At 62.7% G+C, this 12,374-nt stretch carries 13 protein-coding genes; 6 read left to right on the top strand and 7 right to left on the bottom strand.

Features of this window, described 5'->3' with window-relative positions; translation table 11 throughout:
• Positions 1 to 108 precede the first annotated feature (108 nt).
• The 3 genes from HMI57_RS14995 (at position 109) to HMI57_RS15005 (ending at position 2,811) form a co-directional block, all read left to right on the top strand.
• A complete protein-coding gene (locus tag HMI57_RS14995; RefSeq protein WP_171586812.1) occupies positions 109 to 816 on the top strand; it encodes an ABC transporter ATP-binding protein in 708 nt (235 codons plus the stop codon).
• On the top strand, positions 813 to 2,108 hold the full coding sequence (locus tag HMI57_RS15000; RefSeq protein WP_171586813.1) for an ABC transporter permease: 1,296 nt from the start codon (positions 813 to 815) through the stop codon (positions 2,106 to 2,108). Before HMI57_RS14995 ends, HMI57_RS15000 begins: the two co-directional genes overlap by 4 nt.
• Before the next feature lie 67 nt (positions 2,109 to 2,175).
• Positions 2,176 to 2,811 carry a TetR/AcrR family transcriptional regulator gene (locus tag HMI57_RS15005; protein ID WP_171586814.1) on the top strand — a complete coding sequence of 212 codons (636 nt, stop codon included), beginning with the start codon at positions 2,176 to 2,178 and terminating at the stop codon, positions 2,809 to 2,811.
• 15 nt (positions 2,812 to 2,826) lie between these two features.
• Here HMI57_RS15005 and HMI57_RS15010 read toward each other — a convergent pair whose 3' ends face one another.
• Complete coding sequence (locus HMI57_RS15010) at positions 2,827 to 4,401, bottom strand: alpha/beta hydrolase domain-containing protein (RefSeq protein ID WP_171586815.1); 1,575 nt, start codon at positions 4,399 to 4,401, stop codon at positions 2,827 to 2,829.
• Between the two features lie 505 nt (positions 4,402 to 4,906).
• On the opposite strand from HMI57_RS15010, the gene HMI57_RS15015 reads away from it, so the two are divergent.
• Positions 4,907 to 5,098: a hypothetical protein gene (locus HMI57_RS15015; protein WP_171586751.1), complete on the top strand. Its 192-nt coding sequence runs from the start codon at positions 4,907 to 4,909 to the stop codon at positions 5,096 to 5,098.
• Between the two features lie 254 nt (positions 5,099 to 5,352).
• Complete coding sequence (locus HMI57_RS15020; protein WP_171586816.1) at positions 5,353 to 5,961, top strand: hypothetical protein; 609 nt, start codon at positions 5,353 to 5,355, stop codon at positions 5,959 to 5,961.
• A 36-nt stretch (positions 5,962 to 5,997) separates the two neighbouring features.
• On the opposite strand, the gene HMI57_RS19185 is transcribed toward HMI57_RS15020, so the two are convergent.
• The 4 genes from HMI57_RS19185 to HMI57_RS15040 all read right to left on the bottom strand — a co-directional run bounded on the left by HMI57_RS19185 (position 5,998) and on the right by HMI57_RS15040 (position 9,148).
• Positions 5,998 to 6,528: a hypothetical protein gene (locus tag HMI57_RS19185; protein ID WP_171586752.1), complete on the bottom strand. Its 531-nt coding sequence runs from the start codon at positions 6,526 to 6,528 to the stop codon at positions 5,998 to 6,000.
• A 22-nt stretch (positions 6,529 to 6,550) separates the two neighbouring features.
• Entirely contained in the window at positions 6,551 to 7,210 is a 660-nt protein-coding gene (locus tag HMI57_RS15030; protein ID WP_171586817.1) for an SDR family oxidoreductase, read from the bottom strand.
• A 523-nt stretch (positions 7,211 to 7,733) separates the two neighbouring features.
• The gene (locus HMI57_RS15035; protein WP_171586818.1) at positions 7,734 to 8,798 is read right to left on the bottom strand and encodes an MsnO8 family LLM class oxidoreductase; all 1,065 of its coding nucleotides are present in this window, start codon (positions 8,796 to 8,798) and stop codon (positions 7,734 to 7,736) included.
• Between the two features lie 140 nt (positions 8,799 to 8,938).
• Positions 8,939 to 9,148 carry a substrate-binding domain-containing protein gene (locus tag HMI57_RS15040; protein ID WP_346655229.1) on the bottom strand — a complete coding sequence of 70 codons (210 nt, stop codon included), beginning with the start codon at positions 9,146 to 9,148 and terminating at the stop codon, positions 8,939 to 8,941.
• 384 nt (positions 9,149 to 9,532) lie between these two features.
• On the opposite strand from HMI57_RS15040, the gene HMI57_RS15045 reads away from it, so the two are divergent.
• Positions 9,533 to 9,715: a hypothetical protein gene (locus HMI57_RS15045; protein ID WP_171586820.1), complete on the top strand. Its 183-nt coding sequence runs from the start codon at positions 9,533 to 9,535 to the stop codon at positions 9,713 to 9,715.
• Positions 9,716 to 10,876: 1,161 nt separating this feature from the next.
• Here HMI57_RS15045 and HMI57_RS15050 read toward each other — a convergent pair.
• Both HMI57_RS15050 and HMI57_RS15055 read right to left on the bottom strand, forming a co-directional pair.
• On the bottom strand, positions 10,877 to 11,224 hold the full coding sequence (locus HMI57_RS15050) for a hypothetical protein (RefSeq protein WP_171586821.1): 348 nt from the start codon (positions 11,222 to 11,224) through the stop codon (positions 10,877 to 10,879).
• A gap of 30 nt (positions 11,225 to 11,254) precedes the next feature.
• Positions 11,255 to 12,325 (bottom strand): alkene reductase, encoded by a 1,071-nt coding sequence (locus tag HMI57_RS15055; protein ID WP_171586822.1) that lies wholly within the window; start codon positions 12,323 to 12,325, stop codon positions 11,255 to 11,257.
• Positions 12,326 to 12,374 lie beyond the last annotated feature (49 nt).

The raw sequence follows: 12,374 nt of genomic DNA on the forward strand, positions 1-12,374 counted from the left end.
CTGTCTCCGATCTGTACTCCCCCGAAACCAACGACAAATACAGTCTAAGCATGTTATTGTGCAGTCACTGCATTTTTTATCCGGGGACCGGACTGAGAGTTCACAACAATGACATCCACGCCGATCATCGATGCCAGGAATATCAGTAAAGCCTACGGATCCGGGACAGGGCGGTTCGAGGCGCTCCGAGATGTCTCTCTCCGAGTGGACCAGGGTGAGAGTGTTGCCATCGTGGGTAAGAGTGGATCTGGAAAATCCACGCTGATGCACATCATCGCGCTGCTTGATGTCCCTGACACAGGAACGGTTTTTTTCGCCGGTCAAGATGCGCTGTCGCTTCCCGCGAAGCAAATCAGCGAGGTTCGCAATAAGGAGTTCGGCTTCGTCTTCCAGCAGTTCTTCCTCACACCTGGTGCCTCGGTACTCGACAACGTCACCTTGCCTCTGAAAATAGCCGGTGTTTCGAGCAAGCTGCGGAAAGAACGCGGGCTGGCAGTCCTGAAACAGTTCGAACTCGCAGATAAAGCTTCGAATAGGGCCACGGACCTCTCAGGCGGTCAGAAGCAGCGCGTGGTGATCAGTCGGGCGGTGGTCAACAAACCGAGCGTCATCTTCGCCGATGAACCAACCGGCAACCTCGACAGTGCCACGGGAAAAGTGGTCGAGGACACGCTCTTTGATTTGAACCAAGACCTCGGAATCACGCTCGTCATTGTGACCCATGACGAGGACCTCGCGGCACGATGTGACCGCCAAGTCTTTGTGCACGACGGCGTCATAGTCTCCGAATCCCGCAAACCTGAGCACGCAGCATGAAAGCCACTGACCTGATCGGTTCCGCCGTTCGCAACACGTTCCGCAGCAAGCTCCGGACAACCCTCACCGTGCTTGCACTGTTCATCGGTGCGTTCACCTTGACCCTAACGACAGCAGCAGGCGCGGGAGTCACCGACTACGTCACGAAGCAAGTGGCGAGCCTAGGCACAGATGATGTTTTCATCATCTCCCGCACCGCACCAACGTCAACTGACGGCCCCGTCCCGTACGACCCCGCCACCTCAAGCGCATCCTCCGGCGCCGAAGGGACCAGCCTCCCGGGCGCAGGAGGAAGCGATCCCCTAACGGACGCCGACCTCGCCGAACTGGCAGGTATTGACGGGATCCTCAGCGTGGACCCGGTCCAGGGCATCGCCATCGACTTCATCGAACTCGACGGCGGACCACAGTATGAGTTCAGCATCAACCCCACCTCCTCCATCACGCAGGCTGATCTCCTAGCAGGAAAGCAGCTCACCCAAGACTCATCGACCAATGAAATAGTGATTCCCTCCAATTATGTGGAATCGCTTGGCTTCGCCGACGTTGAGGACGCCGTCGGCTCCACTGTCCAACTTGGTCTGACCGATTTACTCGGGGAGCACCACACGGTCGACGCCGTCGTCGTCGGCGTATCTCAGGACAGCCTCCTCGCCGCCGGCGCGGGCGCGAATCCTGCACTGGTTGCCGAAGCCGCGGACCTACAATCGGCACGGATCGACACCGGCCCGGCCCGTTACCCCCTCGCCGTCGCCTACTTCGACCCGTCCCAATCTGTTGCGGGGATCGACGCGTTGCAGGCCGAGATCTCTGATGCAGGTTTCAGTGCTCAAACCGTTCAGGACCAACTCGGGGTCATCAAGACCGTCATCGATGGGATTGTCGGCGTCTTGAACGCCTTCGCTATCGTCGCGCTCATTGCTGCCGCGTTCGGGATCGTGAACACGTTGCTGATGAGCGTGCAGGAACGCACCCGCGAGATCGGCCTGATGAAAGCAATGGGAATGCGTGGCGGCAAAGTGTTCTCCCTCTTCAGCCTCGAAGCAGCGTTCATCGGGTTCCTCGGCAGTGCCATTGGAGTCATCACCGCCGTCGCGATCGGCACAGCGCTCAACTCAATCCTCAGCGCAGGTCCCCTCTCCGCCCTCCCCGGGTTGGAGATCCTGCTTTTCGAACCTTCAGCCATCATCGGGGTCATAACCCTAATCATGGCGATTGCCTTTGTGTCAGGCACGCTTCCTGCGAGCAGGGCCGCGCGAAAGAATCCCATCGACTCGCTACGCTACGAGTAATCGCATGATCCAATCGACCAGACCCGCCAATGCGCGAAGGGCGAACTCGTAGCAGGAGGAACCGCGCATGATAGTCCCCAAAGAACCGGGACCGCGCCAACGTAAACAAGCAGCGACAGCGCTCACTATCGAACGGAGCGCCGTCGCTCTCGTGCTCGAACACGGTCTCGAAGCGGTCACCGTTGACATGATCTGCGCTGCCAGCCACGTATCCCAGCGCACCTTCTTCAACTATTACGGGACAAAGGACGCGGCGATCCTCGGCACGGTCCCGGTCAGTCTCAACGAACAGAAGGTACGGGAATTCCTCGCTTCAGACTCCCCCGACCTCCTCGGGGATCTGTTGGACCTTCTCGCCGCGCTCCTTCCCGGAGAAGGAACTGACCTGGAACTCGTCGCCTCGCGGATGAAGATCATCGCCCAGACATCGTCACTGATGCATAAGGAAATGGAGCGGTTGTCAGCTATCCACGATGACGTCTGCAGCATCCTGTATCTTCGTTTGCGCCGACACGCTCAACCGGGGGAAACAGAAGACGCGATCCGGCAGCAGTGCACGCTAATTGCCCACCTCATCCCCGGCCTGGTGCGTTTCACGTTCGAACAACCACACAACGGCGCCACTCCCAGCGAGGCCGGCCCCACATCGCTCCTGACCGCGGCGTTGAAGAAGCTCATCCCACCGGACCAGCGAGCCGATTAAGCCTGAGCAGTACGGCTAGGGAATGTCGCTTCTCGCCGCGTCTTGCCGCAGGTCACGTGCGTCGTAATCCGTCAAGAACCCCTGGCGCTCAAGCGTCCGTGCACTGTTCTTCACAGCCTTCACATATGAACCGTGGTTCTTGTACAGGCTGTCGATTGTGTTCTGCGGCAGGGGCCTTTCATACCCGGCGATGAAGCAGAACGATGCCCCGGTTGCCGTGCCGTACCAGGTGCTGGTGGGCGCGTCGAGGAACGGGGAACGCAGTCCGCCCTGGACGTTGCCGAACTCATCGAGCACTGGCGCTCCGTCGCGCACGAGGATTGGCTCGGCGCGTGGCGGGGCTATGCCCTCGCGAACCCAGAGGTCGAGGTTTCGCAGCGCTGCGTTGAAGAAGATGGAGCTCGGGAACCTGCTGCGCGGCCCTTCGTTGCAGGACGCGGGTGGAACGGCGCGGTCCGCCGCGATGATGTCCTCTGACGATGCAGAGAAGACCAGCTCGTCGGGTGTCGCGTGTCCGGCTCCGGCCATCTCGTAGTGACGGTACTGATCCCCCGGGGCGTCGCTGTCGGCCCGGCGGGATCCGATACCCGGGAGATAGTCGGACTGAGACATCATCCGCATGATAGGGACGCCGACGTCCTTGAACTGGCGACGGACATCGGCGGCAGGCGGAGCGGGTTCGCACTGGTTCATAGGGTAGGCGCCAGCGAAAGCGCCTCCGGCGACGGCAACGATATATGCGTCATAAATTGGGGCGCCGTCGGCCGCGACCACGAGTGGATTCACACCGTTGATGTAGTTGACAAGGAATCCGCCTGTCTGTGAGTACCCGAAGCCATATGCGTGCTCGACTCGTGTGGTTGGGGAACCATAGCGGAGCGGATTATCGGCGGTGTCGCTCTTCAGCCAGGCGCCGACCTGCGAATAAATGTCCCAGATGAGGCCGTTTTCAGTGGTCCTCGAGGAATCCGCGGCGACAGTGGCGCAGTTCCTGGGGTCGGTCAAGGGCAGTGGGTTTGCGAAGGACAGCGATGCATATCGCTCGGGGTCAAAGTTCTGCAGTGCCTGCACCGCGATGGGCTTCGCGGTGATACCTACCCAGGCGTCACCGTTCGCTACGACCTGCTCCTGCGTCATCGCCCAGCCGATGTTAAGGTCGAACAGGTTGCTCGGGTTGAGCATTTCGACGACGACGTTGCCGCTGAACTTCTGGCCCTTGGCGGGCTTTCGGACGAGCACACGGGTGGTGTAGGGAGCATCGGCGGTCCGGATCTGGGCCGGGCCCGCCGCGGGCCAGGTGTAGACGTTGGATGTGCCGCTGACCAGGTATTCCTCTTCCAAGTAGCCGAGCTTCGCCAAATCCTGGGGTACTTCCTGATGATCGGCAGCTCCGAATGGATAGGACTCAGCGGTGGATTTCAGAGGTCCCTCGACAGCACGGATCGCGGTCGAGGTGCCGAAAGAAGCGGCTGCGACAGGAGCAGGAACGAGTGCTGCGTCCTTCGCGAGTGCCGGACTGGTGGACAAACCGGCGCTGATAACGGCAAGACACACGGACAACAGGACTGATTTGCGAAAGAGGGTAGTCATGGACACTCCTTATCAAGACCAGGCAACACTGCCCAGTCGGCCTCGCAGGGCACCGGCTTCGGCACCGGGCGCTCGTGCCCAAGCCGCTGAGCGAAGGCCGCGAGACCCCACACAGTATTAGGCGTGACGATCGCGGTCAAGGGTGACGTCGAGCATCTGCAATACCCTGTAGAAGCGCTCTCGATTCGCCAACGTAGTGTGCGCCAGCCCATTCCTCGACACCGGCGTGACTACAGGCTCACTGCCACCGAAGACGCATCTGGAGGGCTACACGCAAGCCCGGACCGGACCCTGACGTCAATCACCGCACACCTTCGTGATCCAACCGCCACACAACAGCTTTGGGACTGCCTGAATTTTCGTCGACTCAGGCGCCCCGCCCGTGGCGGGCGGGTTCGGCTGACTGTTTCGCTCACCCTGGCAAGGCGCTGGGTGCCGGAGCTACCCCGAGACAACTCCAGGCTGCGTCCCCTTGAGGAATCTGAGCATCTTCCGGAGCTGCCGGATGCCGCATCACCACTGTTTGTCGTTCTGGTCCCCCTTCATCGCTGAGCAGGGCCTCCGCGCAATCAGTGCGCGATGCGCCGGGAGCTGGGTCTTCAAGGCCCGCATCGTTGGCGACTACGCCGTCAACGGCACCACTCACCCGCGCGTCTGGTCCATCGGCGCCGGCCCCAAGGGGGACACCGGCAAATAACCCGCCGTTCCCCACCGAGCAACCTTGAAACCGCTGTGCCCGGGGAGCGTCTGCGGTCCGGAACCGCCGAACATCAGTAAGTCGAAGTCCGACGGTGATCACCCCGTCGAGGCGTTTGCGCAGGAGACGGGCCCGCCAGCGAACCGCGCCCGTAGCGGGGCACGACCGCCAAGCGGAATAGTCAGTCCCCGCCGCAGGTTGTCGTGATGGACAGACCGATTCCCCGCCCTACAGGAAAGCATCCAGTCACCACCATGAGCTCTTCACCCACGAACACCTTGTCCGAACTGCTAGCCGGCGCCGACGCCGCTGGACACGACCACGCAGCCACGGAGAAGAACAGCGGCCTGCAGCACATCCACAACCACGCCACTGGGGCGGTCGTATGGTTTCCCACCTGGCAGAAGTTCCGCCTGACCAGCGACTGGGCGGGTGCCGTCGGCGAGCAGGAGGCCCGTCTCAACGCCGCCACGGCTGACGGAACGCCGCTCCAGGACGAAGCCTCCGCGTTGCTGGCGGATCGGCTTGAGAGCCTACTGGAACGGGCTGCCCAGTCCCCCGACGCCAATATTTTTGTCCAGGAGAACCTCACGGCCCACCTGACCGAGACCTGGGCCATCGCCGACGCCGCAGCGCGGACATCCGGCACCGGGCTCCCCGCGGGGACACCGCCAGCCGTCTTTTCGGACTACCCCTATCACGTGTACGCCCAGGACGGACGGGCATTCGCCACGGCGCTCTGGAATGATGTGATCGACGCCCGACGCCACCGTGCCCTCGCCGAAGAGGCCGCCCGAAAGGCCCTAAAGCCGGTGTCCCGCAAGGCACTGAAGAACGCCGCAAGGAAGGCTGCGCGGCGCTAGCACGGCGAATGCGGGCCTGACACCGGAACCGGAACGTCACCGTCGAGCGCCCCTCGGCGCTTTCAGCAAGCGTTGCGCCTCGAACGGCACGGCCTTCTGGAACTGGGCGTCCTCGGAGGTGGATACGCTTGCCCGACGTGCGTGCACTCCTGCAGGCCCTAGTAATGGGGCAGGTCCCAGGTCCAAGGCCATCTGGATAGCTGCCGTCTCGCGCGCGGCGTTGCCGGGGTACTCACCCATTCCCCACGTTCCGATCCCGAGCACCGGGACAGCATCGCCGGACGGAAGAATATCTCGCGCATCGCAACTCCCGTCAGAAAATGCCCGCTCCCTTAGTGGGATGCACCGCGTCCCGTATTTCACGGCGGAACACAGCGGACCGCGCCGCCCCGGTTGTTCCGGATAAGGCGAAGCAGTGCACCGGCCGCCCGGCCACGAATCGCTTCGGCCGTATCCGCCGGGGGCGACGTTCTTCGCGGGCTCCAGGAGGTTGTGGTGGATGACAGTGATGTTTTCAGCAACCACCGCGGCGAGCAGCAGTCCGAGAATGAGTGCCAGCTGCTGCATGCGCCCACTTTCCCCGAATGGGCTAGGCCACCGCCTCCAAGGCTGCAGCGATGGGCTGGCTGCCGTCACGGAATCCGATAGTCCGACCGATTGCGGCGGGCAGCTCCAGGACGGCCGCAGCGACGAGGGCGACGTTGGCGCGGGCGGTTTCGGCAGCCTGCCAGGGCTCGTTGACGTGGACGTCTATCAGGCCGCTGCCCGGCTTTTCCGTGAGCGCGCCGGGGCCGAGGATGGTCCAGTCCAGGCTGGTGCCGCGCAGATAGGAGTCAGCGGCGGCCTTGGCCTCCGCGTAGTGGAAGAAAGGGTTGTCCGGGGGCACTCCGTGGTCCGGTCCGGCTCCAAGATAGGACACCATAACGTAGCGGCCGACGCCGGACTGGGCAGCAGCGTCCATCGAGCGGATCGCGGCGTCACGGTCCACGGCGTAGGTTCTCCCGGGGTTTCCGCCGCCGGCACCGGCCGACCATACGACGGCGTCGTGACCCGAGAGCGCCTCGGCGATTTCCGCCGTCGTCGCATTCGCCACGTCCAGGACGACTGGGGTGGCGCCGGTTGCCGCGACGTCGGACACGTGTTCGGGGTTGCGGAAGATGGCGGTGACCTCCCGCCCGTCCGCGGCCAGGACTTTGGAGAGTTCCCTGGCCACTTTTCCGTGGCCGCCGATGATTGCGATTCGGGTCATAGACCCATTCTGTCCCACGTCCGGGCATTCCGGCACCCTTTGCGCTATCAGATTCGGCGGCGTTGCCGGCGGTCTGGTGGCCAAAGTGATAGCGCAACCGGAGACAGCTGTGGCCCCCTGCCGAGGGTGCTCCAGTCGCGTGCAGGTCAGGGCCGCGAACGCGGTCCCGACCTGGCGGCCGGAGTAGCTCTAACACGCTGCCTTGGTGCGGGACAATGGCTTGTCCAGTGTCATGCATTACCCCTAAGGTCCGGCCTCAAAACGGAAGCAATCCCCCGACTGGGTCTCCCCAAAAAGGGCACGGCCAATTGAAAACCACCGTAATGCGAGCGAACAACCCGATCGACGACCGAATTATCCCGAATGCCGTCAAAACGTCCGGCAGCTTTCGGGGCAACACCAGACAGCGACGCCGGCGACACCTCCCTGCGCGGTGGCGCCGAGCAGTAACTCGTCCACCGCCCTATTACAGCACCGGGCCGGGCCGGAATGGCTGCTCGGGCTAGGATGGCGCTAGGTGGCGTCAAGCCGGGTGGGCGTCGATGGGATGGCGCGAATCCCCGGGCGGTCGTCCAGGCTGCGGCGCTCGTCTTGGGGGAAAGATTCTGGCCAGGAGCCGATCGGATTCCGCCTGTGCCGGGACGTCGAAGGCTCCGCCCGTGATCAGCAACTCGTCGGCTCCGGAGGGCGCGAGCAGGTGCTGGATTTGGGTCCAAACCTCTGAGGCCGTGCCGTAGATCGATGTGGACAGGCTCTTTTCGACCGCTTCCTTTTCCCGGAGAGTCAGCTCGGCCCACTCAGTCGGACTCACGGGCGCCAAAGCAGCGAATTCGCCGGTGGTCCTGGAGCGGGCCAGCGCGAAGGCTTCGGGCAGAAGCAGTTCTCTCGCCGCCTGTCGGGTGGCGGCCACTGCTACGTTGGCGGAAACCATAATGTAGGGCCGCTCGAACCAGCGTGATGGACGGAACTGTGTGCGATACCTATCCAGCGCCGGGATTGTGCCGTTCTGATCCGTCCGGAACACGGCTGGCCCACCCAGCACCACACCCAGGCCGGCACGGGCTGCAATATCGATTCCCGAACCGGTGGCCAACACGAATACCGGTGTAGCCGAATCGTTCCGTGGCCGGGCAGTGATGTCCGCGGCTCCGGACAGGTAAGCAAGCAGTTGGGCCAGATGGTCTTCAAATTCCTCCGCCTCCTGTTTCCCGGCGCGCAGCGCATCCCGGACGGCCGGGGTGAAACCGACAGATCGGCCCACGCCTAAGTCGATCCGCCCAGGATGCAGAGCCTCCAGTGTGGCCGCCTGTTCGGCCACCACGAGTGGTCGGTGGTTGGGAAGCATGATGCCGCCTGAGCCCACCCGGATGGAGTGCGTCCGTGCGGCAACGGCGGCCATCAGCACGGCCGGAACGGAACCGGCAATGCCTGGCACCGCGTGATGCTCTGCGACCCAGAAACGGTGGTAACCCCACTCCTCGGCCCGCTGGGCCCGTTCCAGCACGCGGTTCAGGGCATCCGAAGCAGAAAACCCGTCCCGGGCATTGGCGCGGTCGAGAATGGAAATCCGAAGAAGGGGAAGGGCCATACTCCTGGAACCACTCCGGGCAGAGAAGAATTCCGCTCGGGAACGCGGGCACGGAGTCCGGGTCCCCAAAGTCCTGGCACCGGGAGCACGTAGCGCACTGACGATAAATCGAGTCATCTGGAAGCACGCACCAGTGTGCTTCATTGATCGATAGTCGTCAATCCGAAAACCGTTCCAAGCGGGTGCTTGTCCACTCCGATAACGGATAGCTGATCCGGGACCCGGAGGCCAAGATCACGAGCTGCAAGGATTACACCGATAGCCATCTCATCTGAAGCGCAGCATATTGCGGTGGGACGGTTCTGCGGGTCAGCCAGCAAGGACCTCGCTACGGCATATGCGCTGTTCACGGTGTAGTCGCTGATCAATGACCACTCCGGCCTTTATTTGAGGTCTGCGAGTTCCATTGCCGATCGGTAGCCTGGCATTCGGGACTCGCGTGACCGTCAAACCTGCCCGCCGGACAACAGCACGATCTACCGGTAACTTCGCGTGGAGAGTCAGCGTCTGGGTCGTGTGGCCTCGTGCGCTCAAGACACCTTCGCCGGGTCCCTACTAATCGCGGAAATGAGCCTTCTTGGCCCTTGGCCCCTTCGCGGTTTGACGACTTTAGGAGCTTCGTCCTAGGCAAGACAGGGCCCGGGCGGGCCGGAGCCCTGCGACGGACGGCACTAGATCCAACAGCCGGCCGCGCCAGCGGACGCCCGTGCTGGTCCTCGCACTAGGCTGGGCGGATGAATAACACCAAAAGGGCAACCCTCATTTGGTCGCTGGGGGCAGTTATTTTCTCTCTCATCGGCGTGTACACCGCACTGACTTCCGACGGCGTTTGGTACCTGATCGGGTCCGCCGTCCTTCTCATTCTCGCCGGTGTTGTCTTTGCCTCAAAGGCAATTCTGACCCTCCGGGCAGCTTAGAATCCCGGCCCCCCCTAGTCGGGTGTTCCTGCGAGAGACGCCTCTGATCGTTGTCATGTTCTTCTCCTACGCGTTTCGGCCGGTGACCGTGCACGATCCGGAAAGTTGGTAGTTGTGACATATACCCGTCGGCGTCCTTGGAAGGGCGCACTTATCTTCAGCGGCGTGGTTCTGCTGGCGACGATCTCGGTGATGGTGTTCGTGCCAACGGAACGGCCTTGGCTGCGCGGCCGGCACGTCGACGGTTGCTGCTGGTGTGGGAAGTCGTTTTCCCGTCGCTGCCCCGGGCGCGCTCATGCTGGTCGCCGTGGACCTGTCTATCGGCCGGCGGATGGCCGGCGATCTGGGGGTGTCAGATTGTTTGTATAGGAGGGATGTAGCTGTCGGGGTGATTGGAGAATCATTGTGGCTATGACTGAACCCCGTGAAGTGCGTCCGGAGGAGTTGGAACGCAAGGCCGCGGCGGTGACGGAGCGAAATTCCGCGCCGGGGTCTGCGCGGAACTGGCCAACCGCTGTGTCAGGGATGTGCTGAAGAGAAACATTCCGAGGGACGACAGGGCCGAATCCTCATCATTGAAAAGCTCAAAGCAAGCGGCTTCGCCGACGAAATGCTGCCGAAAAATGCAGCTGCCGCGATCGCGGAGCAGACCAGGTTTAGGTTCTCAGTCAACGACTTTACGAAGATGCGCCATCGGGACGGTGTCGGACCAAAGAAGGGCCACGGTCCATCGGCAGGGTACGCCGACGGTGCACGATGAATGTACAGCAAGGCACATAACAGCCACGTCTACACGCAGGCCTACATTGCCGCAATGATCCAGGAACTCCGCGACCCTGCCCGGCACGAAGCCGCCTTGGGAAAGGCTCCCGAGGTACCAGGTTCCACGCCTAGTCCGAAGCAACATCCTTTAGCCAAGCAGAAAAGTAGCTGCGACAAGGTTCGCCGGCGCACTTCCCTGCACTAACCCTGCTTCTGCTCGACGCTCTTCTGCCGTTGCTGAATGAAGGCGTGTTGGCCGCTCTGTCCCGCTATGGTTTCCCCAGTCATCAAGGATCCGGAGCGCCGCTCGATCGCTCGGAGGGCTGATCCCGATGGTGTTGACGTCGTGGAGTCTTCCTTTCAACTGGAAGACCCGACTGTCAACAACCTCCGTCAGTTCTATACCTGGCGCCGGTGCATCCGGAGTGCGAGGTGGATGCCGATGAAGGCCGCAACTCCCATGGTGCCGGCGAGTATCAGGAGGGTCTCCCCCGTGAAGAACCCAACGGCGGCGACAATGACGCTCGCGACCGCGGCGAGGGGCTGACGGTACGTCTCGAGATGGCCGAGAGGCAGCCTCTCGCTGATCACGCCCATCAGGAAGAATCCGGCGCTGCTCAGCGCGAGGGCGATGATGCCCGCCATAATCAACGTCCGATCGGCGTTGACGTCGCCGAAGACGATTCTTAAACGCGAACAGTGGGCAGAATGGGGATCTGCCCACTGTTCGTGGCTGCGACTGGACATGTCCAGCCGTTAGGTTGCTGCTGCCTGGCGCTAGTTCTGGTAGGCCGGGTAGTCCGTGTAGCCCTTGGCGCCGTCGCTGTAGAAGGTAGCGGCGTCCGGCTCATTGACCGGCAGCCCTTCGCTCCAGCGGCGGACCAGGTCCGGGTTGGCGATCGCCGGGCGTCCGACGACGACGGCGTCAGCGTGGCCGTCCGCAACAATCGCCACGGCCTGCTCGCGAGTCGTAACCACTCCGAAGCCGGTATTCAGCAGGAAGGTTCCGTCGAATCGGGCGCGCAGGTCCTGGACCAGTTCGCTCGTGGGCTCCTTGTGGAGGACGCTCAGGTACGCCAAATTCAGCGGTGTCAATGCGTCCACCAAGTGGCCGTAGGTCTCGCGGACATCGGCCGCGTCCAGTTCGAGCGCATCTTGAATGTTGTGCTCCGGGGAGATACGGATGCCCACGCGGTCGGCGCCGACGGCGGCCACTACGGCTTTGACAAGCTTGATGACAAAACGAACGCGGTTCGCGGGCGAGCCGCCGTAGATGTCGTCGCGCTGGTTGGAAGCCGGCGAAAGAAATTCGTGGAGCAGATAGCCGTTGGCGGAGTGCATCTCAACGCCGTCGAACCCTGCACCGATGGCGTTCAGGGATGCCTGGACGAACTCCTGGACGATGCCCGGCAGTTCTTCGGTGGTCAGGGCGTGCGGCACCGGCAGGGGTTTTTTGCCCTCGTGGGTATGGGTTGCACCATCGATTGCGATGGCACTGGGCGCAACGACCTCATAACCGCCGGTGGTGTCCTCGTGGGTAACCCGGCCTGCGTGCATCACCTGGGCGAAGATCCTGCCGCCCTCGGCGTGGACGGCGGAGGTGACCTTGGCCCAGCCCTTGAGCTGCTCCTCGGTCACGAGGCCCGGCTGGCCCGGGAAGCCCTGGCCGGCGTGGCTGGGGTAGGTTCCCTCACTGACGATGAGGCCGAGCGAAGCGCGCTGACGGTAGTACTCGACGACCAGCGGGCCCGGGATTCCGTCTTTGCCGGAGCGTACTCGGGTCAGCGGGGCCATCACAAGGCGGTTGGGCAGTTCGAGCTCGCCCAGAGTCATAGGGGAAAACAGCATGCGCAGTTCCTTTCAAGGGATAGGTTTCATCACCTGCAACTGCAAGGCG

Origin of the sequence: Arthrobacter sp. 260 (assembly GCF_013116745.1) — a bacterium.
Lineage (GTDB): Bacteria > Actinomycetota > Actinomycetes > Actinomycetales > Micrococcaceae > Arthrobacter_D.